Source organism: Acinetobacter sp. ANC 3882, assembly GCF_022549545.1.
Lineage (GTDB): Bacteria > Pseudomonadota > Gammaproteobacteria > Pseudomonadales > Moraxellaceae > Acinetobacter.
Genome location: NZ_JAKZGB010000008.1, coordinates 43,380 through 67,722 on the forward strand (window position 1 = coordinate 43,380; position 24,343 = coordinate 67,722).

General features: G+C 40.9%; 20 protein-coding genes and 1 other RNA gene. 17 read left to right on the forward strand and 4 right to left on the reverse strand.

All coding sequences use genetic code 11. The features are described from left to right. Window positions 1–109 precede the first annotated feature (109 nt). The 5 genes from MMO42_RS14135 (at window position 110) to MMO42_RS14155 (ending at window position 5,462) form a co-directional block, all read left to right on the forward strand. A complete protein-coding gene (locus MMO42_RS14135; protein ID WP_277603350.1) occupies window positions 110–733 on the forward strand; it encodes a class I SAM-dependent methyltransferase in 624 nt (207 codons plus the stop codon). Window positions 734–963: 230 nt separating this feature from the next. Beyond that, window positions 964–2,379: an anthranilate 1,2-dioxygenase large subunit gene (gene antA, locus MMO42_RS14140; protein WP_241320988.1), complete on the forward strand. Its 1,416-nt coding sequence runs from the start codon at window positions 964–966 to the stop codon at window positions 2,377–2,379. Between the two features lie 3 nt (window positions 2,380–2,382). Beyond that, window positions 2,383–2,874 (forward strand): anthranilate 1,2-dioxygenase small subunit, encoded by a 492-nt coding sequence (gene antB / locus MMO42_RS14145; protein WP_241320989.1) that lies wholly within the window; start codon window positions 2,383–2,385, stop codon window positions 2,872–2,874. Window positions 2,875–2,886: 12 nt separating this feature from the next. Then, complete coding sequence (antC, locus tag MMO42_RS14150; protein WP_277603351.1) at window positions 2,887–3,930, forward strand: anthranilate 1,2-dioxygenase electron transfer component AntC; 1,044 nt, start codon at window positions 2,887–2,889, stop codon at window positions 3,928–3,930. Window positions 3,931–4,127: 197 nt separating this feature from the next. Then, the gene (locus MMO42_RS14155; protein WP_241320990.1) at window positions 4,128–5,462 is read left to right on the forward strand and encodes an MFS transporter; all 1,335 of its coding nucleotides are present in this window, start codon (window positions 4,128–4,130) and stop codon (window positions 5,460–5,462) included. A 60-nt stretch (window positions 5,463–5,522) separates the two neighbouring features. Here MMO42_RS14155 and MMO42_RS14160 read toward each other — a convergent pair whose 3' ends face one another. Continuing rightward, window positions 5,523–6,509, reverse strand: a complete 987-nt coding sequence (locus MMO42_RS14160) for an AraC family transcriptional regulator (RefSeq protein WP_241320991.1) — start codon at window positions 6,507–6,509, stop codon at window positions 5,523–5,525. A gap of 483 nt (window positions 6,510–6,992) precedes the next feature. On the opposite strand from MMO42_RS14160, the gene MMO42_RS14165 reads away from it, so the two are divergent. The 5 genes from MMO42_RS14165 (at window position 6,993) to MMO42_RS14185 (ending at window position 13,812) form a co-directional block, all read left to right on the forward strand. Further along, entirely contained in the window at window positions 6,993–8,141 is a 1,149-nt protein-coding gene (locus MMO42_RS14165) for an HlyD family efflux transporter periplasmic adaptor subunit (RefSeq protein WP_241320992.1), read from the forward strand. A gap of 6 nt (window positions 8,142–8,147) precedes the next feature. Then, window positions 8,148–9,674: a DHA2 family efflux MFS transporter permease subunit gene (locus MMO42_RS14170; RefSeq protein WP_241320993.1), complete on the forward strand. Its 1,527-nt coding sequence runs from the start codon at window positions 8,148–8,150 to the stop codon at window positions 9,672–9,674. Between the two features lie 263 nt (window positions 9,675–9,937). Beyond that, a complete protein-coding gene (ggt, locus tag MMO42_RS14175) occupies window positions 9,938–11,977 on the forward strand; it encodes a gamma-glutamyltransferase (RefSeq protein ID WP_277603345.1) in 2,040 nt (679 codons plus the stop codon). Window positions 11,978–12,133: 156 nt separating this feature from the next. Next, window positions 12,134–12,492: a transfer-messenger RNA gene (gene ssrA / locus MMO42_RS14180) on the forward strand. 183 nt (window positions 12,493–12,675) lie between these two features. Next, the gene (locus MMO42_RS14185; RefSeq protein ID WP_241320995.1) at window positions 12,676–13,812 is read left to right on the forward strand and encodes a tyrosine-type recombinase/integrase; all 1,137 of its coding nucleotides are present in this window, start codon (window positions 12,676–12,678) and stop codon (window positions 13,810–13,812) included. Window positions 13,813–13,870: 58 nt separating this feature from the next. Here the strand turns inward: MMO42_RS14185 and MMO42_RS14190 are convergent, their stop codons facing one another. After that, window positions 13,871–14,749: a hypothetical protein gene (locus MMO42_RS14190; protein ID WP_241320996.1), complete on the reverse strand. Its 879-nt coding sequence runs from the start codon at window positions 14,747–14,749 to the stop codon at window positions 13,871–13,873. Window positions 14,750–15,260: 511 nt separating this feature from the next. Here MMO42_RS14190 and MMO42_RS14195 point away from each other — a divergent pair. After that, a complete protein-coding gene (locus MMO42_RS14195) occupies window positions 15,261–16,202 on the forward strand; it encodes an inovirus-type Gp2 protein (RefSeq protein ID WP_241320997.1) in 942 nt (313 codons plus the stop codon). A 69-nt stretch (window positions 16,203–16,271) separates the two neighbouring features. Next, a complete protein-coding gene (locus MMO42_RS14200; RefSeq protein WP_241320998.1) occupies window positions 16,272–17,126 on the forward strand; it encodes a hypothetical protein in 855 nt (284 codons plus the stop codon). 99 nt (window positions 17,127–17,225) lie between these two features. Here the strand turns inward: MMO42_RS14200 and MMO42_RS14205 are convergent, their stop codons facing one another. Next, window positions 17,226–17,726: a hypothetical protein gene (locus MMO42_RS14205; RefSeq protein ID WP_241320999.1), complete on the reverse strand. Its 501-nt coding sequence runs from the start codon at window positions 17,724–17,726 to the stop codon at window positions 17,226–17,228. Between the two features lie 112 nt (window positions 17,727–17,838). Beyond that, complete coding sequence (locus tag MMO42_RS14210; RefSeq protein ID WP_241321000.1) at window positions 17,839–18,960, reverse strand: hypothetical protein; 1,122 nt, start codon at window positions 18,958–18,960, stop codon at window positions 17,839–17,841. Between the two features lie 762 nt (window positions 18,961–19,722). On the opposite strand from MMO42_RS14210, the gene MMO42_RS14215 reads away from it, so the two are divergent. The 5 genes from MMO42_RS14215 (at window position 19,723) to MMO42_RS14235 (ending at window position 23,872) form a co-directional block, all read left to right on the forward strand. Continuing rightward, entirely contained in the window at window positions 19,723–20,040 is a 318-nt protein-coding gene (locus MMO42_RS14215) for a hypothetical protein (RefSeq protein ID WP_241321001.1), read from the forward strand. A 63-nt stretch (window positions 20,041–20,103) separates the two neighbouring features. Further along, window positions 20,104–21,153, forward strand: a complete 1,050-nt coding sequence (locus MMO42_RS14220) for a DUF932 domain-containing protein (protein ID WP_241321002.1) — start codon at window positions 20,104–20,106, stop codon at window positions 21,151–21,153. A 150-nt stretch (window positions 21,154–21,303) separates the two neighbouring features. Next, window positions 21,304–22,431, forward strand: coding sequence for a lambda-exonuclease family protein (locus tag MMO42_RS14225; protein ID WP_241321003.1), 1,128 nt, complete (start codon window positions 21,304–21,306; stop codon window positions 22,429–22,431). A gap of 226 nt (window positions 22,432–22,657) precedes the next feature. Beyond that, entirely contained in the window at window positions 22,658–23,554 is an 897-nt protein-coding gene (locus MMO42_RS14230; RefSeq protein WP_241321004.1) for a hydrolase or metal-binding protein, read from the forward strand. 87 nt (window positions 23,555–23,641) lie between these two features. Then, the gene (locus tag MMO42_RS14235; protein WP_101237609.1) at window positions 23,642–23,872 is read left to right on the forward strand and encodes an AlpA family phage regulatory protein; all 231 of its coding nucleotides are present in this window, start codon (window positions 23,642–23,644) and stop codon (window positions 23,870–23,872) included. Window positions 23,873–24,343: the final 471 nt, after the last annotated feature.

The following is a 24,343-nucleotide window of genomic DNA, read 5'->3' on the forward strand; positions in this document are numbered from 1 at the left end:
GCAAGAACAGCAACCGTGGTCACGTCCTGTCAGTCATGAACTGATTACCGCAGCACGTAATGGTGATTGGGATGTACATCTCACACCCCAACCCGTTCCAAAGGCATGGTTGGGCGATATTGTTGGGAAAAATATTCTTTGTTTAGCCTCTGCCGGTGGACAGCAAGCGCCTGTGTTAGCCGCAGCAGGAGCCAACGTCACGGTGTTTGACCTGTCCGATCAGCAGTTACAGCAAGACCGAATGGTGGCTGAGCGAGAAGGGTTGAAGCTCAACACGGTACAGGGTGACATGTCTGATTTACAGATTTTTCGAGCAGCTGAATTTGATCTGGTATTTCACCCTATTTCAAATCTATATGTCTCCGATGTTAATGCCGTGTGGAAAGAATGTTTTCGGGTATTAAAACCTCAAGGTGTGCTGCTTGCTAGTTTTTATAACCCTGCAGTTTTTATAGGAGACCGTGATCCTGAATACGCCAAACAAGGGTTGATCCGACCAATTTATAAATTGCCATATTCTGATCTTAAGGATCTGAGTACAGATGTGCTCAATACCAAGCTACAACGTGGTGAAGCAGTGGTTTTTGGGCATAGTCTAACTGATTTAATTCAAGGGCAATTGGCCGCAGGCTTTCTACTTCAGAGCTTTTTTGAAGATGATCAACCAAATCCTCGCTTTCTACTTGATCAATTTATGCCAACTTTTCTAGCCACTCGCGCCATTAAAAATTAATTATGCATACTTGATTGATTTTTGATCAACGATTCTCATTTATCCTGCACCTCGCTTTTAGATCGGCTTTTAAAAGTGATTCATCGCTCATTCTTTTCAAATAGGCTTTGCTCGGTAGTCTCATTAAAATTATTCACAAACTGGATAGAGATCTGGAAAAAGTGGATAGAGCCAAGAACTAAATCACGCTTCAATCAAGAAAAGGTTTTTATTGATTGGAGGACATAAAAATGACAACACGTAATATTGCCGAATGGCAGGATTTTATTACAGGATGTCTCGATTTTCGCCCTAAGGATGGGGTGTTTCGTATTGCACGTGATATGTTCACTGAGGCTGAACTTTTTGATTTGGAAATGGAATTCATTTTTGAAAAAGTCTGGATTTATGCCTGCCACGAAAGTGAAATTCCCAACAATCATGATTTCCTAACGGTTCAGATTGGACGACAACCCCTAATTATTAGCCGTGATGGTCAAGGCCAATTACATGCCATGGTCAATGCCTGTGAGCATCGTGGTGCGACCCTAACGCGCGTTGTCAAAGGTAATCAATCGACCTTTACCTGTCCGTTCCATGCGTGGTGCTATAAATCAGATGGCCGTTTGGTCAAAGTCAAAGCGCCTGCTGAATATTGTGAAGATTTTGATAAGTCCAGTCGTGGTCTCAAGCAAGGGCGTATTGCCAGTTATCGTGGTTTTGTCTTTGTTAGTCTTGATACGCAGGCAACGGATAGCCTTGAAGATTTCTTGGGGGATGCCAAAGTCTTTCTGGATTTAATGGTGGAGCAGTCACCTACAGGCGAGCTAGAGGTCTTACAAGGAAAGTCGGCCTATACCTTTGCAGGAAACTGGAAGCTGCAAAATGAAAATGGGCTTGATGGCTATCACGTCAGCACGGTGCATTATAACTATGTCTCGACCGTGCAACACCGTCAGCAAGTCAATGCAGCCAAAGGCGATGATCTGGATACTTTGGACTACAGTAAATTAGGGGCAGGCGATAACCAGACCGATGATGGCTGGTTCAGTTTTAAAAATGGTCACAGTGTTTTATTCAGTGACATGCCTAATCCAGCGGTGCGTCCAGGTTATGACACTGTCATGCCTTATCTCGTCGAAAAATATGGTACCAAGCGTGCGGAATGGGCGATGCACCGCTTAAGAAACCTGAACCTATACCCAAGTTTATTCTTTATGGATCAGATCAGTTCACAACTGCGTATTGTCCGTCCCGTGGCATGGAATAAAACTGAAGTGGTGAGTCAATGTCTCGCGGTAAAAGGAGAGTCAACAGAAGCGCGTCGTAATCGTATTCGACAGTTTGAAGACTTTTTCAATGTCTCTGGCTTAGGTACGCCAGATGATTTGGTGGAGTTCCGTGAACAGCAAAAAGGTTTCCAAGCGCGTTTGGAACGCTGGAGTGATATTTCTCGCGGTCATCATACTTGGTGTTATGACATGACTCAAAATGCACAAGACTTGGGGATCAAACCCGTGATTACGGGGCGTGAACTGACGCATGAAGGTTTGTATGTCAATCAACATGGTCAATGGCAACGCTTAATGCTGGATGGTTTAAATCGCAAAGCCTTAAAAATGCAGGATATTACTTATCAACTTGATACAGCAACTGAAGAGGTATAAGTCATGACTGCTGAATTACATTTTGCTGTTTCGCAATTCCTTTATCAGAAATCAGAACTATGCGACCGTTATGATTGGGATGCCTATCTGGAACTTTATGATGAAGATAGTGAATATCACATTCCGCAATGGATTGACGATCATCAGTATGTCGAAGATCCAAATCAGGGTTTGTCTTATATCTATTATGCAGATCGATCGGGTTTAGAAGACCGCGTATTCCGTATCCGTACAGGGAAAGCGGCATCGGCGACACCATTACCACGCACTCAGCACAGTATTCAAAATGTACAGGTTAAAAGCCTGCAAGATGGTTTGATTGAAGCCAAAGTCGGATGGAGCACCTTATATAATCGTCAAGGTTTGGAAGGTTGCTTCTATGGGCATGCCACTTATTTGTTAAGACAAACTGCTGAAGGATTCCGTATTCGCCGTCAGCACACGATTTTGCTGAATGACAAAATTGATTCGGTGTTGGATTTTTATCATGTTTAAGGGAGCATCATGATGGGACATTCAGTTGCACTTAATTTTGCCGATGGGAAAACCTTCTTTATTTCGGTACAGGAAGATGAACTGTTACTCAATGCTGCCATTCGTCAAGGCATTAACTTACCTTTGGATTGCCGTGAAGGCGTGTGCGGAACCTGTCAGGGACAGTGTGAAACAGGCAGTTATGAACAGGAATATGTGGATGAAGATGCCTTAAGTGAGCGTGATTTGGCAGAGCGTAAAATGTTAGCTTGTCAAACGCGAGTCAAATCCAATGCTGCATTCTATTTCGATCACAGTTCTGAAATCTGTAACGCTGGCGAGACACTGAAAATTGCAACGCAAGTGACTCAGGTTGAGCTGGTGTCCGAGACAACCGCGATTTTGCATGTCGATGCCAGTTCATCTACTAAGCAGTTAGAGTTTCTACCCGGTCAATATGCACGCTTACAGATTCCTGATACTGATGACTGGCGTTCTTATTCTTTTGCCAATCGTCCGAATCAGAGCAATCAATTGCAGTTTTTAATTCGCCTATTACCCGATGGGGTCATGAGTAATTATTTACGTGATCGTTGCCAAGTGGGTCAAATCATCATGATGGAAGCACCTCTCGGCAGTTTTTACCTCCGTGAAGTTGAGCGTCCTTTGGTATTTATTGCTGGAGGAACGGGGCTGTCGGCTTTTTTAGGCATGCTCGACAATATTGCAGAACAGGCGGACACACCTGCAATTCAGTTGTATTACGGGGTCAATCAAGAAGCTGATTTATGTGAACAATCTCGATTGCAGACTTATGCTGAACGTTTGCCGAATTTCAAATATCAACCTGTCGTGACTCAAGCATCTGATGTGTGGACAGGTAAAACAGGTTATATCCATGAGCACCTGAATCGAGATCAACTCGCGGAACAGGCATTTGACATGTATTTATGTGGCCCGCCACCGATGATAGAAGCCGTCAAAAGTTGGCTCGATCAACATGCTTTAAATAACTATCGACTATATAGCGAAAAGTTTTTACAGAGCAATACTGCTCGTAACTCAGCAGAGACTTAGTCAAATGAAAAGGATGGTGGACACAAGCAACCATCCTTTTTCTAAATGATTGAGAACAAATATTTGTAAAAATTTAAAAAGCCTTTCAATGGAATAAAGCATTGAATGTATTGAATAAGTAGGTCGTGTAGTTCACCTGTTGAAGGGTTTAAACATAGGAAAGTTTTAACAGAATTTGCTTTTTTAAGGGAATAAAGATGAAGACAGTTGATGTTAATACAGTGATCAATCGTGATCAGTTATCGCCACTGCAATGGTTGGTTTTTGCATTGGGTTTCTTGGTATTTTTTTGTGATGGTTTAGATACAGGGATTATTGGTTTTATTGCACCTGCTTTGCTGGATGATTGGGGGATTACCAAACCACAATTGGCACCTGTGCTCAGCGCGGCATTGGTGGGGATGTCAATTGGTGCAATTATTTCAGGGCCACTGGCAGATCGGTTTGGCCGTAAAGGGGTGATTGTATTCACGACTTTATTATTTTCTATATTTACCATTCTGTGTGGCTTGGCTTCTTCCACACAAGATTTGATGATATACCGTTTTATTACCGGTGTTGGGCTGGGTGCGGCGATGCCAAATATCAGTACCATTGTTTCAGAGTATATGCCCGCAAAACGTAAAGCCTTTCTGACGGGTTTAGCTGGTTGTGGTTTTATGCTGGGGATTTCCTGTGGTGGTTTATTGTCTGCGTATTTACTGGAAAACTTAGGCTGGGCCAAGGTAGTGATTTTAGGTGGTATTATTCCTTTGTTCCTCGTGGTGGCTTTGCTGCTGAAATTGCCAGAATCAGTCCCGTATTTGATTAAAACAGAACAGCAAAATAGAGCCCAAAGCATTCTTGAAAAAATTCAAGGCCACTCGTTCATCGACAAGGTCAGGATTGAACTCCCTCTAGTGGGTGTCAATCATGCTGAAAGCCCAGTCAAAATGGTTTTAAGTAAATATCTATGGGGGTCAGTCATGTTATGGCTGTGCTGTTTCATGAGTCTTTTGGTGTTCTATTTACTGACCAGCTGGATGCCAACGATTTTAAAAACAGCAGGTTTTAGTACCCAGCAGTTTAGTCTCATTGCTGCAATCTTCCCATTTGGTGGGGTGATTGGCGCTGTCATCATGGGTTGGTATATGGATAAACTTAATCCAACCATCGTGATTAAATATGCGTATTTAATGGCATTCATCCTCTTTATCGTTGCAGGTTTTGTCAGCTCAAGCATTCTGCTCCTTGGGATCGGTATTTTCCTGATAGGTGCTTTGCTCACTGGGGCACAATCATCATTGTTACCATTGGCTGCATTATTCTATCCGTCACAATGTCGTGCGGTTGGCGTGTCATGGATGCATGGCATTGGACGCGTCGGCGCAATTTTTGGGGCATTCTTCGGTTCTTATATCTTTACCTATGAAATTAGTCTCGGTGGTATTTTCTATCTATTAGCTTTGCCGACCTTTATTGCCTTTATTGCATTGAGTTTGAAAGCAATGCGTCAAAACAATAAAGCCAATGCTGTCTTAAGTATCAATTAACCGATGCCTAAGAAAAAGCCCAGTGCTTTCAGACACTGGGCTTTTATCTTTTTTGATATTTCATTCGGTTTTATTACGGGTTTCACTCGGTTTTTCGCCAAACTCATCTTTATATTCTTGAGCAAAACGGCTGAGGTGGTTAAAGCCCCAATCATAGGCCAGTTTGGAGATCGAAATTTTTTGATGTTTGGTGGTATGACTCAATATTTTATAGATTTGCTGCAGTCGATATTTGCGTAAATAGGCCATCGGACTGAGACCATAATATTGCTGAAATTCCTCATAGAGTTTGGATTTAGATACACCTGCTAAACGGTGTAGACTTTCTGCATCGAAGGAGTCTTGGGCATGTTGTACAATAAAATTCTTCACTTTTCGGATATATGCAGGTTCCATTTGATTACAGCGGTCATGCAATGCCGCAGAATAATTATTCTCCTGAGACAGCAGTAGCGCTTTAATCACAAAATTTTCATAATCCTCAGAAAACATCGGTAAGCCAGAAAAGTCAGCATAATGTGATTTGAGTTGTAAAAAGTTTTCGATGTTATTCCACCAAGCTTTCATTAAACCCGTCATGCTGAGTGAGATTTCAGGATTAAATACCAATGCTTGTTCAAGTGGTTTATTGAGGAGTTCTGACAGGACTAAATGCAGACTTTTTTCAGGAATCACCACCTGAAATTTTTGACAATCCTGATTAATGACCAAGTCCTGCAAATCTTGATTAGAAACGATGAGGCCTGTATCGGCATCAGATTGATATTTGGCGCCGCGGATGCTGAGTGTTTGCTTGCCATGAAAAGGCAGGCTGATGCTATAGGCTTTCAAATTAGAAATATTGATCGCAACATTGGCGCCATAACTGATGGTGCCAATTGCCATTTGTTTATGCGGTAAGCGCATACCATCATAGTGAAAGTCGAGTGTATCTCGAGATAGTGTATCTAAACGATGTTCGCCACAGATCATCGACATCACATTTTGGGCAAAGTCGGCCTGATGCGAATGATGGATAAGATCCATTTTTTGGCTGAGTGATGTCATAGTCCTTTCACCTAGCTAAGAGCTTATTGTTTTAGCAGCAAGAAAAATGCCATTTTGATCCATAAATGACAGCGGTTTTCTGGCCTGAGAGGATAAGGGCTTTGCGAGAAACACTTATCCACTCTAGCTTATTAGAGCAAATTTTGACAAATACACAAGTATTGAGAGGATATATCTTTATGCTTTATAGGTATGTCGAGCTATGTTGCCATTTAGGCGGCTATTCACCGGTTTCAACATGCTGAAATTAAAAACCAAACTTTAAGTTTTTGATCATTGTTGAAATATCAATTTATAAGAATTGAACGCATCAGTTATTTTTTTTAATCTCGCCATGTGATTTTTTGTCGTTAAAATGCAGAATAATTTTTTGCTCTTATTTTGCGTTTTGGTTTTTTTAACATTCAGTTAAGTTTGCAAAATTAAACTGATCGGCTGATTAAACCAAAAGTTAAAAATCTCTTTAATTTTCAGGAATAACTTATGACTGACGCTCAAGCCAACCAACAGGATGTTGCTTCAGATTCGGCATCAGATGATGCAATGAAAGCAAAACGTAAAAAATTCCTCGGATTTTTCGCGCTCATTCTCATTCTCGCTGCAATTCTGTATGGCATTTGGGCGTTATTCTTTAATCATTCGGTCAGTACAGACAACGCTTATGTGGGTGCAGAAACTGCACAAATCACGTCTATGGTCAGTGGGCAAGTGGCTGAAGTGTTGGTGAAAGATACACAACAGGTCAAACAAGGCGATGTACTGGTCCGTATTGATGAGCGTGATGCCAAGATTCAACTGGCACAGGCACAAGCTGAGTTAGCCAAAGCGCAACGTCAATACAAACAAAGCCAAGCAAATAGTAGTTCATTAAATTCTCAAGTCGTGGTTCGCAACGATGAGATTACCAGTGCACAAGCGCAAGTGACCAAAGCCCAAGCGGATTATGATCGTGCGGTATTGGAGCTGAAACGCCGTAATGAACTTGCTGCGACAGGCGCCATTTCTAAAGAAGAGTTGAGTAAGGCGCAAAGTGCAGTGTCTACAGCCAAAGCCAGTTTAGAGCTGACTCAAGCAGGTTTGGCGCAAGCAACTTCTAGCCGCAAAGCAGCGGAAAGTACCTTTGCTGCAAATGAAGCATTGATTCAAGGTGTAAATGAAGCATCAACACCAGATGTATTGGTGGCGAAAGCACATGTAGAACAGGCAGCACTGGACTTAGAGCGTACTGTGATTCGTGCACCAGTTGATGGTGTCGTAGCGCGGCGTAATATTCAGATTGGGCAACGTGTTGCACCAGGTACGGCAATGATGTCAGTCGTCCCTGTTTCAGCACTATATGTCGATGCAAACTATAAAGAAAGCCAGCTCGCCAAGGTGAAAGCAGGGCAGAAGGTAACACTTCGTTCTGATTTATATGGTGATGATGTGGTTTATCACGGTACTGTGCAAGGTTTCTCGGGTGGTACTGGTGCAGCATTTGCCTTGATCCCTGCACAAAATGCCACAGGGAACTGGATTAAAGTGGTACAGCGCCTACCTGTACGTATTAGCCTTGATCCGAAAGAACTTGAAGAACATCCATTGCGTGTGGGGCTCTCGATGCAAGCGGATATTGATCTCGTATCGAAGTAATCAGCCATGAAAACGCAAAACCCTTTTGCAGAACTCAGTGGCGGGCGATTACTGCTTGCAGCTTTCGTGATCGCACTCTCAAATTTTATGGTGGTACTGGATACCACAATTGCCAACGTTTCTGTACCTCATATTACAGGCAACCTCGCTGTGTCCAGTTCTCAAGGGACGTGGGTGATTACCTCCTATGCAGTTGCTGAAGCGATTTGTGTCCCTTTAACAGGGTGGCTTGCAGGACGCTTTGGTACGGTACGAGTCTTTGTGTTCGGATTGATTGGTTTCACCATCTTTTCATTTCTGTGTGGTTTAGCGACCTCATTGGAAATGTTGGTGTTTTTCCGAATTGGACAAGGCTTGTGTGGTGGCCCATTAATGCCACTCAGCCAAACTTTATTGATGCGAATTTTCCCACCTGAAAAACATGCACAGGCGATGGGACTTTGGGCCATGACCACAGTGATTGGGCCCATTCTAGGGCCGATCCTTGGTGGACTGATTAGTGACAATCTGTCTTGGCACTGGATCTTCTTTATTAATATTCCAGTTGGTATTTTCTGTGTTTTAGCCTCTATTCGATTATTGTCTGTGGCTGAAACCAAAACTGAAAAAATGCGCATCGATGCGATTGGTCTGGGTTTATTGGTGTTGTGGATTGGTGCATTGCAATTGATGCTGGATCTAGGACATGAACGCGATTGGTTTAATAGCAGCAGTATTATTATGCTGGCTTTGATCGCGGTGGTCGGCTTTATTGTATTCATGATATGGGAACTGACCGAAAAGCATCCCGTGGTCAATTTGTATGTATTTAGGCATCGGGGCTTCGCTGTTTCAGTGTTGGCACTGGCCTTTGGATTCGGCTCCTTCTTTGGCAGTATCGTATTGATTCCGCAGTGGTTACAGATCAATTTGGGCTATACCGCTACCTGGGCAGGTTATCTCACTGCCACCATGGGTTTTGGGAGTCTCACCATGTCACCGATTGTGGCCAAATTATCGACTAAATATGACCCTCGGGCATTGGCCAGTTTTGGTCTGGCTTTACTGGGTGTCGTGACTTTAATGCGTGCCTTCTGGGTGACTGATGCTGACTTTATGGCCTTGGCATGGCCACAAATCTTGCAAGGTTTTGCAGTGCCATTCTTCTTTATTCCATTGTCAAATATTGCAATGGGCTCAGTACTGCCACAAGAAATGGCATCGGCCGCTGGTCTGATGAACTTCCTCAGAACCATGGCAGGGGCGATTGGTGCTTCAATTGCAGTCACCATTTGGGATGATCATGCCAAAGTGGCGCGTAGCGAAATGGTCAATAATCTACATCCGCAAGAAGTCCAAAATAACCTGCTTCAGAATGGATTCTCACCCGATGCAACGCTGGGTGTGATTGCCAATTTGGTGGATAAAGAAGCGATTACCATGTCGGCCAACCATGTGTTTATGCTGTTGGCGATTGTGTTTGTATTTGCTAGTGCCTTGATCTGGTTGAGTCCAAAACCGAAAGGGAATACGGGTGGCATGCCGACCCACTAGAAATTCTGAATTGAAAAGCATCTCTTAGGAGGTGCTTTTTTTATGTATAAAAATGGTGTTTTAACTTGGAATTGATAGATTTTGCCTGTTTTTTTGCGGAGAAAGCATGCCAGAATCCACTTGAAGGCGATAAGGATAGCAATGCAATAACAAGGAGGAGCATTACTGGGCTCAGGAGATAAAGCCAAAAATCATTCAATATTATTAGAAGTTAATTTTTATCAAAGATTAAAACCCTTATACCTAAAAACAAAGAAACTAGCATGACAATTGCATGGATAGGCAGGTATATAAAATGGAGTTATCACGTGAATTATAGATATTCATTTTTTTTCAGCAGTTTATTGGCTGTTGGTGTATTGCAGGGATGTGGAAATGACTCCTCATCAGATCAATCAAGTAAAGATTCAAATACAGATCATCCTTCCAAGCCCAATCTGATCATTGATCAAGACCCAAGTAGTTGCAGCAAATTGGCACAGGATGGTTCCAGTGTTGTCGTAGGTTCCAATCAGAATGGTGATCCAGCCGCGCCTGAAGGTGCATCGGGTTATCGCTTAAATAATACGGTGAAATATGCCGATAAATATATGGTGGTTGCCAATACACCGTTGGCAGTAAAGGCCGGCTGTGAAATTTTAAAAGCGGGCGGAAGTGCAGTCGATGCGGCAGTTGCTGTACAAGCAGTATTGGGTTTGGTTGAGCCGCAATCCAGTACCATCGCAGGTAGCGGTTTTATGATGTATTACGATGCGAAAAGTAAAACTGTCACAGCATATGATGGACGAGAAACTGCACCAGCGGCGGCCAATGAGTACTATCTGATTCGACAGGATATACATGATCCAGGGTCTCCAGCACCCGTACCGAGTGCCCGTCGCAGTGGACGTTCTATTGGTGTACCTGGGGTAATGCGCTTGCTGGAACAGGCGCAGCAGGAACATGGCAAACTGAAATGGGATCAACTTTTTAATCAAGCGATTGATTTGGCTGATCATGGCTTTCGTATTCCTGGACGTTTGGCTGATGCGATTGCCAGTAATGCAGGCCATTTGGCACTCGATGCAAATGCGGTAGCAACCTATTTCTATCCAGATGGTACACCTCGTAAAGTCGGTGAGACCATGACCAATAAAGCGTATGCCAAAACATTGGAAGCACTTGCAACCCAAGGCGCAAAAGCGATGTACAGTGGGCCGATGGCTAAAAATATTGTGGTAAAAGCAGGTCAGACCATAGGGGATGATGCAGCCCGTACGCCCATTACGCCTAGCTTAATGACTTTACAGGACTTATCAAATTATCAAGTTAAAAAACGGACGCCAATCTGTACCACTTACCGAGACCGTTTTTATGTTTGTACCATGCCACCGCCATCTTCTGGTGGAATTGCGGTTGCACAAACGCTGGGTATTTTAGAAAACTTTGAAATGAATAAATATCCACCTAAAAATCCAGAAAATGAAGGTGGGGTGCCTGATGTCATGGGTGTACATTTGGTCTCTGAAACAGAACGCTTGGCTTATGCAGACCGTGATAAATATGTTGCAGATACTGATTTTGTGCCTTTACCTGCCAAAGGAATTGCCAGTCTGATTGATAAAAACTATTTAAAACAACGTGCTGCATTGATTAATCCTAATCAAAGTATGGGTGTAGCGCAAGCCGGTCAATTCGATTCAAATGCTGGCATCGATAAGACTGTTGAGCATGGAACCACTCAGTTCACGATCGTCGATGCGTATGGCAATGTAGTTTCGATGACATCGACCGTTGAATCCAGCATGGGTTCATTCCATATGGTCGATGGTTTCTTGTTATCCAATCAGTTAACTGATTTTAGTGCGAATCCTGTCGATCAAACTGGCGCATTGTTGGCGAATCGGGTCGAGGGTGGCAAACGTCCGCGTAGTACTATGGCGCCAACTTTGGTGTTTAAAGGTACGACAGCGGATGAGTTTTACATGGCAACAGGTTCACCGGGCGGCGGTACCATCATTCAATATGTGGTTAAAACCTTGGTTGGGGCATTGGACTGGAACTTGAATGCACAGCAGGCAACTTCATTGGTGAATTTTGGTGCAACCAATAGCCCAAATACCAATATTGATAGCTCAAATGATCAGTTATCTTTAGTTGAATTGATTCAAGCTTTGAAAGCAAAAGGGCATGGGATTTCCAACACTGCACAAACCAGCGGTATTGCGACGATTATGAAAGTCAAAATTGATGATCAAAGTAAATACGCGGGTGGAGTCGATCCTCGACGTGAAGGCATTGTTTTAGGTAATGGGGCACTATAGTTCACATTTAAAAGCTGTCATTGCGGCAGCTTTTTAGTTTGGGGCTTGAAAAAACAAGTTGAGACACAATATTGATGAATAAGCGTATATTTTGCTGATTGGTTAGAAATTGAGATTTAAATTTTAACTATCTATGCTATGATTGCGCTGTACTTTGGGGATGTTCCTGGCTTCGACGCTGGTGATGAAACTCATAGATGCATGCCGAGAGCGCATTTCCTCTCGTAAATCAAATTTGCATTTTTTAGTCGCAAACGACGAATCATACGCTCTAGCTGCCTAAGGGCAGCTTGTCCGCCTCTCTGAATACTTGTGGTTAGAGAGTCCGACTGAAGCGCACGCACACAAGTCCGTATAAAGCCAAGCCTCGGGGCTTTGTACTAAACTTAGAGGATCGCGATTTGTACCCTGTTCGTCGGGTCACAAAGAGTTAAAACAGTAGACGATATCTAAGCATGTAGTATTCTCGGGCGTAGTGCTGGCGGACGCGGGTTCGACTCCCGCCATCTCCACCAAAATATTATTCGGGATTGTTCGATCCGATATAAAAAAGCCTTTAAGTTCAATACTTAAAGGCTTTTTTATTTGCCTGTTAGTCCGATATTATCCGACTTGATTTGACCTTATTTTTGCCTTATGTGGGTAATTATTGGGAAAATTTACCCAATTATTTTAGTCTAGATAAAGGGTAAATACAGATGAAGCTTACTGATACAGAATGCAGAAAAGCACAGCCAAAAGAAAAGCGATATCGCCTTTCGGATGAGAACGGTCTATCACTTCTCGTAACGCCATCAGGGCAAAAATACTGGAACATACGCTTTACTGTTCTTGGTGAGCGTAAGTCAGAGTCACTTGGTCCATATCCTGATATGAGTTTAAAGAAAGCAAGGGAGCTTGCACTTGAACTAAAATACAAGTATTCCAAGTCGGTGTTGCACGAGGACATTAAGCCATTCTTTAAAGAGGTGGCTGAAGACTGGTTTGAGAACCAAAGAGAAACTTGGTCTTCTAAACATATCAGTAATGTGCGGGCATCCTTAGATGAGCTTTATATTGCTCTGGCTAATAAACGTATTAATCAAATTCAAGCACCAGAGATATTGCAGATAATCAAAAAGATCGAAGCTAGAGGCTCATTAGAGGTGGCTAAGCGCACCTTGTCACGTTGTGGTATGGTCATGAAATATGCCATAGCTCATGGCTATAGATACGATAATCCAGCAAGTGATTTGGTCTATGCACTTAAGAATAAAAAAGTGAAGAACTTAGCTTCATTATCAGAAAGCGAAATGCCTGAATTCCTTAGACGTATCAAAACCTATCCAGCAGATGCTCAAACCCATCATGCAATTATTCTGATCATGCTTACTGGCGTTCGAGTAAGTGAATTACTGCAGGCGCGTTGGGATGAATTTGATCTAGATGAGCGTAAATGGGACATCCCTGCTGAGCGTATGAAGAATGGTTTACCCCATCGTGTACCCTTAACAGACATGATGATCGATGAGCTTCAGGCATTGCGTCTGACACATAATCAGGATCTATTATTTCCACACCGACTAAATAACAAGCAAGCTATGCGCAGCGAATCAATCTTAGCTGTAATTAAACGTTCTGGCTATGCAGGAAGAATGACTACACATGGATTTAGGTCTTTATTTAGTACCGTGGTGAATGAATCTAATTTATTCAATCCTGATGCGATTGAACGTCAGCTTGCACATGTACCTCAAAATCGTATTCGCTCTGCTTACAACCGTGCACAGTATTGGGACGAGCGTGTAAAAATTATGGAATGGTATGGGGAATACGTTAAAAGTTGGTTTCAATAATAGATTAAAAATGGATTTAGAGATCATTAGTTTAACGATCTCTATCTATCAAAAATATTTAATATTTAGTTTTCCCTCTCTCATCTATCAGCGTAGATTCGTATTCTTTCATGATTAATTCTTCTATGACCTGATCTTTACGTAGATTTTTAAATTCTGCTAATTTTTCTAATTGTGTCCGAGTACTTTTTGTAAGTGGGATATGATATGGTTTTTTCGCTTTTCCAGAGTCTCTAAATTTTTTTTGGCTCCAAGTTTTTTTCATACGATCCATAAATAACTTTTTATCTGATATATTTTCATAAGACATATTATCAAATGAAGAAAGTACCGAATTATAAAGCTCATCAATATTTTGAGGTGGATGAAAAGGGTCAATACTTTTGTAGAATTTTTTTAAATATTCCCACGCCCAAGATAATTGTATTTCGTTTGACTTATCTAGCCATTTAATTTCTTTTTCTGGTGTTTTAATTTTTTCCCACTCTCTTTTTTTAATTTGCATAAAGTTTATTTTTGAGTTTGCATCTAAAGGGCAGGAGTCTAATATTAATAAGAAATCTTTATATAAAGTACTGTTAATTCCAATTGGTATTGTAGTATTAAGTTCCAATGGACATTTGGTTAATAACCATATTAATTTTCTATTATCATCTTTTTGTATCCAATTTAGATGCTCAAGGGGTATCAGATAATTTTCAATACTAATTTTAAGATTTCTTATGTGTTCATTTTTATTTTGATGATTATTAATATGATTTATTAGTATTTGCTTTTTTTGTGTGATTGAAGAGTTTATTCCTAATGGATATAAATTATACATCTGTGTAAAAGACCATAACCATTGAAATTCCCTGTCTCCAAAACTTTCAAGACCTAATGGAATTGGTCCTTCTCCAGTTAGTACCATCCAATCGTCATTACTATGATTATTCATTTTTTTATCACTGTGTAGAATTATTTATAAAATATTAATTGTTTTTTTATAAATTTCAAGTGTAATTTTGGTGAATCATAAATAAATTTTAAGTAATTATCATGTACTATTATATGTAGATATAGAGCCTTTTATGCTAAAAATAGGCCTTTTATAAGCACAGAAAGTAAAAATTATGTAGCCAAATATCAATTTTCTAAAAATTAAGCTGATGTAAATTTTTAACCTATCCCCATAAAGAAGGATCAAAGTCAGATGGTGAATTACAGATTGCTGCTTAAAACTAACTTTAGCTTGTTCATGTTGAGCAAGTTTAGGCTAGGGAAGTGTCGAGTTGTAAGGTGTTCTTAGAGACGAGTAGCTATCCAGCTTAGCTGGTTATTAATATTATTAAATACTTCTATATATTTTGATTCATATGTATAGGCTATATTTTATAAGCTAATTTATGGCTATTAATTTTTTACAGATCAGTCAGTGATATGAATCCTAACATGATGAGTATCACGACATGAATTTGACTACAGTTCTTTGGGATGAATCTAGTATTTGTACTGCGATAGAAGACTTTGTTTACGACGTTTGTTTTGAGCAGATGGGTGAACAACAATTCAAACAAACATTGAGTACATTATATGAAGCCTTTCAGTACTTCTATTCAACACAGCTTCACTACACTGTATCCACCCAATATTTTATTCAGTGTAAGGACTGGGTTGATCATTTTCTGAATGGGCAATCTACATCACAGATTTTAAATTTTAATATTCAACAGGTTCAAACCCTATGTTGTGTACTCAGCCAATATCGAAACGATTATTGGAATGAGCATGTTCGCTTTATTCAGCAAGAAGAGCAGAATCGAAGGTCACTGTATCAGTATCTGACTAAACTCATTACACATTATTCTGAGTTGTTATTTGTACGTGTCGATTTAGGCTATCTCAAAGAGCAACAGGTCTATATTGGTATCGAGAATGTTCAACAACATATGAACATTTTAAGAAATCGTATAGCCAATCAAGATAGTTGTTTCATGGGGTTACAAGGATATGCATGGGCATTAGAGCAAGGTGTAGATAAAGGCTACCATTGCCACTTATTGCTGATTTATGATCCATCCAAACGTCAGAATGACTGGTATCTTGCTGATCAGGTTTGGCAAATGTGGAACAGTATTACGGGTAATATCGGCGTGCACTTTAATTGTAATACTACGGAATATAAGCAGCATTTTATGCTGAATGATCGCTTAGGGGTAGGACCTATTCGATGCGATAATCCCGTGGAAGTAACGAATGCATTAAATGCTGCCATGTATCTGGTCAACCCTGAAAAGTATGCACAACATCTACGAGCAAAGATACCGTATATGCGTAGCTTTGGTACAGGTCAATTTGAAGTGCATTGGCGTAGAGGTGTTGCTCAAACCTTGCAGATATGTGGATTTTAAGTCAAACAACAATTAAAAAACTACGGCACTCCTAGTGATATGAACAAATAACCTAGGATGTGTTTTCTCATGACGACCTACAACGAAGCTCAAACCTTTTGTGAAATTGAAAAATTTATCAAGGATGTGGTAGATGACCAAATCAGTTGTGAACAATTCAAGGAACAAATTGTTCCTTTAATCATCAAGTCTAGACGTTTTTTTATTGCGGGTTATGACTATGTTGATTCCATCATTATTTTTAAGCAGATTGAACGAGCCTTGTTTCAAGCCAATAAATTTAAGCTGTATGAAAATATTAAAGACCTACCTGATCATGTGATTCAGTTGATGATCGCTGATATCCAGTCAAAATCTGAATTGATACAGCATGGTCATCAATACGATCAGAAGCAGAATAAAGCTGAAATGAAAAAGGTTGAACGTTTCTTCTTGGATTTAGTACAAAACAAGGACTGCTTAATGATCTTTCCAATGCGGTTGGGTATCAGGGAAGATGTATCGTCATTAGCATTTCACGAATTTGAATGTTATGTCTATGCCTTGTTAAGAGAGGTTAGGGCAAGGGAGATCAATTTATTCCGTTGCATCCATTCAGTGATCTGGAAAATGAAACATCATCCTGAACGAGGTTACTACCTCCAGATCTACTTCATTTACGCAGGGCAAGCACAGTTATCTGACCATGCCAATAAACTGGCAGCGAAGTGGGAAGAACTCAGTAATGGTTATGGTGAAGCCCACATTGAGGAGCAAGCCAAGAAAGGCTGGTCAGTGAATTGCCAAGATGACAGGCAGATTCAGCGTATCCTGCAATTGCTCAAGAGTGATTTTAATGCGAATAGTAAAAATCATTATTTGAGGGTGATGCGAACTCGTCGCAAAACTTTTGACTGCGAACGCATCCCTTTAAAGCTGAATTAGTTTTGTTTAGTAAAATCAATTGAGTTGTAGTTCAACAGTGGTCTAAGAAAAACAATGCGCTTAGACCACTAATCCACTGAAGCATGAATGGGCGAATGCCTAGAAATTATAGGTATAGGTCAAGCCACTATTAGTGGTGACCGTTACTTCACGCACGTATTCTGCGGAACAGCCTAAGTAGACCTTTGCCACAGAGCCATAACGCATATTTTGGTAATCATAAGTGCCTTTGCTTCTACAATTGCCACGGTTGATTAAAACGCCTGTGATGGTGGTTGGAGCATCGCTCAAGGACATAATGTTCAATAGGTCAGTATAACCTGTCATAGAGTATTGTGATTCTTCACGACGGACACGGACTTCAAATTGTTCCTGCACCGTGGGTTCAGTCACTTCCTCAGCATTATATGATTCATCTTCTAAAAAGGATTTATCAACGGCTGGAAAATCATCCTCGGATTGAGGGGGCGTTTCAGTAGCATCAGCATTGCTATGCTCGCTTGTTTGAGTGTCTTTTTTTGATGCATCATTGCCTGAATTACATGCGGTTAAAGTCAGCAGCAACACACTGGATAAAACAACAGATGGAATAAAATTCATTACACATGCCTATATTTAATCGAATATTGTGATCTACAGGGTTGGGCGAAAGCCTAGCCCTGTGTATTTAATTGTTAGGTCAATCAATTTCTTACTTTTATAAAAGTGGGAATTACTCATCGATCTTTTTAAATACCTTCTCGATCGGCGTGTAGTTATCCAAGCTAAAATCAAAAGGGATTGGCTTTTTAAGTGTCACATCAAATTTCTTTAATGGCGCATTTTCTATGCCGTCGAAATGTTTGCGTTGAAAGGACATGGTACTTGGTTCAAGGATTGCGATCGGTTCATTTGCTGAATCAGCTTGCGTATTGTTGGCTTGATAAATGACTAAGCTATCTAATTCCAATTTATGATTGTTGAAGTTAAAAATGTAACCGACATATTTTTGTCCACCAGCCGTAATGATATTTTGTGCTAACTCAGGCGTAGATGGGGCAGTAAAATTCACAATAAGATCAGATGAGAAATTCATATTCTCAAAATGTAATTGTTTCGAGTCAGCATCGTAGTAAACAAAATCATCAATCGGACCACTTGGTCGATCATTGGGTGTGTAGCTGCTCGGTATGAACTGACTTTGTGAAGAAGTCGCATTTAGACTGATTTCTAAAAGCTTTAAGTCATAATTGAGATTGGCATTTTTAGTATCCAGTTCTTTTTGAAGTGTCTGAATACGTTGTTGATATTGTTCTGTACTCTCAAATTGATCTTTTTGCGGTGGAGTCACCTGCATCGTCGATCTTATATAATTGATAGCTGTATCATGAGCTGCACGCAAAGAGTAGTCATCACCTAAAGCAAAAGTGAATGCTGGAAACTGTTGACCTGTATGTCCGATTACTAAAACTTGATTATTTTTTAAAGCCAACACATTTCTTAAATCATTCAGAACGGACTGGAAATGCAGGCAGTTTCCACAATACTCTGCAACATCGTCATTTTCAGCAAACATCTGTAATCCAGAGATGGTTTTATACGGCGGATAAAAAGAAAAATATCCCTCATCTTTGATGAGTTCCTGAAAGTTTTCTCCAGTCTTTGTTAGCGGAGGTGTAATTTGATTGCGAGCGATAATCAAAGGAGAAGAAACAGCCTGTGTAGGGGTATCATCATCCAATGACATTTTTTCAGTCTTTTGAGATAGCTCTTCTTTCTGTACATCATCTTGTTGTGGTTTTGAGCAGCCGACCAACGTAAGGCTGGTGAGCAGCGCAATTGAAACGTATTTCATCCTATTATTTCCCCATCCAATATTTTTTAAGTTTTTAAAATGAATTATGAAATTGACTGTAATTTCAAATACATTCTGCTTGGCTGTCATAGGCTCTAACTATGCTGTTACTGAGCACAATTAGGACAAGCCAATTAAGCGGTGCATTGAATTTCATGATTTTTATCCAGCACAAAACACCACTGACCAAAATGGATGCAGTAGTTGATTAATGCCTTGAATTAATCAGGACACAGCGAAAGCGTGCGATAAATGAATTGGCATGAAATGCCAGAGAGGCTTAGAAAGTGCAGGGGAATAAAGCACAGTAAAATGTGTCATGGTTGACTCCTATATGCATTAGAAGTTCTACCGCATTACTGCTAAATAATGGTGGCAGAACGAAAAGGGGTTAGCAGACTGGGCATATAGAACCAGCACGCGCGAACGCGTCCCCCTCCCGTTCTACCGTAAAGGGGGACGAGAAGGTTTCACATAGAACTTACCCTCAGAAGAGAATAAGTCTGATGCGCTATATACAACGGTCTGCTAAAACCGACTGACAATGTAGGTCAGCCCTTGCATCATAATCGTTGATAAAAAACAGGTCAATTGATCTGTTTAACCTTCATTCAAAAATCACCTAAAACTGATGATAAAAAACGCATTCTAAAAAAATACAAATACATAGCATCTAAATGAGAGCAATGCTTCAAATACACAACCATCATTTTACCTGCTTCCCCAGCAGGCTTTTTTTATTCATTTAGAGGAAATACCACAATGAGTTTGCCATGTCCTTATTGCCAGTCCCGAGAGACGGTACAACTACAATCCCCGCAACATTTACCCAGTACTTCAACCAATAACCCTATTTCCAATAGCGTGATGTCACCGATGGCACTTGCCACCTTGGGTGTCAGTGTTTCCAAAAGTTTAAACATTCCTCCGATTGCAGGTGCAATTGTTGGAGTGTTGATTGGCGGTATTTGGATGTTGATCACCGAGGATGAACAGCAACAACCGCTACACCCAACTTATCGCAGACAGTATTACTGCAATCACTGTGACCGCAGCTTTAGCCCTAATTTACGCAATTAAGTATTCAGCAAAATTCAAACCGAACCTTTTACCCATTTTAAAATTGATACAGGAATTATTCTTATGGCACATTTAGTTGAAACAATGGCATTCACTGGACAAACCCCTTGGCATGGCTTAGGTAATCAACTGAGCCCAAACCAACCGATTGAGGTGTGGGCAAAGCAGGCAGGTATGGATTGGCGGATTGAGTCCTCCGATGTCAGTTATATGGCTGAAAACCACAAACAGCAAAATCTGATCTTGCCGTATCAGGAACAACGGGTCTTATATCGCTCAGACACGCATGAGCCTTTATCTGTGGTGAGTCAACGCTTTCAAGAAGTCCAACCGATGGAAATTATGGAGTTCTATCGAGACTTAACAGAACAATCTGGCTTTGAACTGGAAACCGCAGGTGTGTTGAAAGGTGGTAAGAAATTTTGGGCATTGGCTAAGACTGGACAGACATCAGCACTCAAGGGTAAGGATGTCAGTAATGGCTATATTTTATTGGCAACTGCGTGTGATGGCACATTAGCTACCACGGCACAATTCACCAGTATTCGAGTGGTGTGTAACAACACCTTAGCCATTGCCTTACGCAGTCAGCAAGGTAGTGCAGGTGTGGTCAAAGTGCCACACAGCACTCGATTCGATGCAGAGAAAGTCAAACAGCAACTTGGTATTTCCGTTCGTGCATGGGATGAACACATGTATGAAATGAAACAACTGAGTCAGCGTAAAGTGACACAGCAAGAAGCGGCAGCTTACTTTGATGCAGTATTTAACAATACCAATCTCAGTGTGGCAGAACAGGATGAAAGCATTATTCAGTTTTATCGAAATGCAGCGATGCCGAAGCAAACTCAGTCATCCAGATCAGACAATAAAACTGAACCGAATGGACGAGCTATGTCTAAAGTGATGACCATGTTTAATGGACATGGACGAGGGGCAGAACTTAGTTCAGCCAAGGATACCGCTTATGGATTATTGTGCAGCATCACAGAATTTTGTGACCATGAACGTCGAGCCATGAGTACCGATCACCGACTCGATTCAGCTTGGTTTGGAGCAGGAGCAGCAATTAAGCAACGAGGCTTGGAACAAGCACTTCGAATGATTGCCTAAATTCAGTTTCAATTAAGCCAGCTCCTTTAGCCTAAGCATACGGTAACACCGTACAAGCACAGCAACACCTTTTAGCCACATTTCCAGATGTGGCTTTTTTTATGCTCAAAATTCAGCTTTTACGATTTTACTCATACAGGAATAGATGTAATGAATAGTCTTACTCAAATTCAAAACACTTTAAATCATCCACCGCTACAGCCTTATTTCCCCAACTTAAATCAATCCACTCAACAGATTGAAGTAGGAACTCGAACCAAACGAGACCGACTGAATAAACAACCACGAAAAACTAAAGCCCTTACAGCAAAACGACTTGCTAACACCAAAAAACTGAACTACCAACAATGGCTAGAAGTCAGAAAACAGGGCATTGGCAGCAGTGATGCAGCAACGGCCTGCGGACTCAATCCGTATATGTCGATGCTAGAGTTGTGGATGATCAAAACAGGAAGGATGCAACAAAACATTGAGGATGAAAGTGCAGGCTATGCACCGTTATATTGGGGCAAGCAGCTTGAACCGTTGGTGGCGCAATACTACAGCATGCATACCAATCACAAAGTTCGTCGCCTCAATGCAGTGCTACAGCATCCTGATGAAGACAAACATTTTATGCTGGCTAACTTGGATTATGCCGTGGTGGGTCATGAAGAAGTTCAGATCTTGGAATGTAAAACAGTAGGGGAATATGGTTCAAAACTCTGGCGGGATGGTGTACCGCTTTATGTTTTATGCCAGGTACAACATCAACTGGCAGTCACAGGAAAACAGGCAGCCCATATATGTGCCTTGATCTGTGGACATGAAACCCGAATCTTTAAAGTGACGCGCAGTGAAACAGTGATCAAATACATTGTGGATGCAGAGCGCTACTTCTGGGAATGTGTAGAAAAGGATGTACCGCCTGATGTCGATGCATCTGAATCAGCAGCCAAAGCACTACAACTTTTATATCCAGTCCACACACCACTCAGCACTACCGATCTATCTGAGGATGTCACAGCCAATCATTACTTTGAGCAATTACTGCAACAACGTCATCTGCTGGAACAACACCAGAGCAGTTTTGATCAGTTGAAGTATCAAATCCAAGTCAAGATGCAGGACTCAGAACGAGCCATATTTAAGGCAGGTTCAGTCACTTGGAAGAAATCGAAAGATTCGGTCAGTTTAGACAGTAGAACCTTACTGCAACAGCATCCTGAGTTTTTACAACAGTTCCCACAAAACAAACAGGGCACACGTCGATTCCAGATTTATACAGATGCTGATTAATCCAACTGAATTAGCCTAAGCAAATCCTACTGAACTTCCACATCACTTCCCCAAAGCCGATTTCATCAAAAAAGCGCAAAACAGCCCCCGTCGCCAGCAAGTACCGTGAAGTACTTACTGACGACTAAATGGACTGTTCTGCGCAGAATTTATGCATTTAAAAAATGTTTGCTTCTTACACATATCAAAGGGGCAATCGTCAAAAATTACCGCAGAGGAAAACAACATGATTAAAGGTTTAGCAATCACGCCACCCGTATTGGGACGTATCAGTATTGGCAAGATCGTCGAGAAAAATGGCAAGCGTGTCCCTGAAAAGGATGATCAATTTACGATTACTAGCCAAATTCAGAATAAGGATGGCTGGGTGAAACACCCACTGGATGAGCAGCTAAGAGCCAAGGCACAAAACCAGAAACTCAGAACTATTCCAGTCCGTATGATCTTTAATGATCCAGAACTCAATCTACGAGCTGAGTACACTCTATTCGACCGACAAACTGGTCGGCCAATCTGTACTGGTAATGGTGAAACCTGTCAGCGACTTGGACAAAACGGAGTTGAACAACATCCATGTCCATCACCTGATTTATGTCCTTTGGCTCATGGTGGACAGTGTAAGCCTTATGGCAGACTTTACGTCAACTTAGATGAGTCGGATGAGCTAGGGACATTCATCTTTAGAACCACAGGCTTTAACAGTATCCGGACTTTGGCAGCACGACTACGTTACTACCATGCAGCTTCAGGTGATCTACTTTCATGTCTGCCATTGCAACTGACCTTGCGGGGTAAGAGCACGACGCAAAGTTATCGAACACCGATCTACTATGTGGACCTGACACTACGGGATGGTATCAATTTGCAGGAGGCAATTACTTCTGCCAAGCAGATTGAGGAACAAAGCAAGGCAGTAGGGTTTTATCAGGAGGCTTTAGATCATGTGGCACGGCAAGGTTATGGCAACGCTAATTTTGAGGTAGGAGGTGAAGAGGGCTTGGATATTGTTGAAGAGTTTTATACGGATGAAGCGAATTCAAAGAAGGGTCAGCAACCTAATGATTTAACTCATGTTCAGGACATTCAAAAAGGATTACAGCAGTCGGTCCAATCGGTGAATTGATCGGATGAAAGCAGAATGTTTTTTCTTACGGCGAGCTCTATTATTTGAGCGAAATTGCGCTCGCATCATTGATTGGGAGAAAACATCATGAATGCGTTCACAGGTCAAACTTTTCAAATGAATCAACTTATTAGTATTAAAAAGGTTATTGAATTTACAGGCGTAAGTCGTTCGACAATATATGAAATGATGGATGAAAACTCGCCTTACTATGATCCAACCTTTCCAAAGAAAGTTACGATCTCGAAAAAACGTATTGCTTGGTCAGCTTGGGAGATTCATCAATGGATTGAAGCTAAGTTAGCTAGTCGTGAATAGGGAGCAGATGCTCCCTATTTTTTTCAATTGAATTTATTTTTTTGATAAAATTGAAATCAGAGTTGAATCATAGAAATAGTAAAATTAAAGAATAACAATGGTAAGCTTTCTCTAATGACTGGATATGATTGAATAGAGTAAATACAAACAGTATTAGCCGTAGGGAGTATCATGTTACATGGGAAACAGCTTTGAAGTGAAAAGTGAGGAAGACTTGCTTACTTATAGAATAGTTTTAATTTAAATTAATATATTATTTCTATGAATCATATTAAGATTTTATTGGATGAAGTCATAACCTAAGATAAATATTTTTAAAATTTATTATGGTTTAGACTGAACTTGTAAGGTAAAAATAATCCTTTGATCACGCTGAAAAAGACATTCTAGGCTCATATAATTTAATTTTTTAAGATTTTTAAGGTTAGATTGATAATTTAGATTGTTTTTGGATTATTAATAATTTAATAT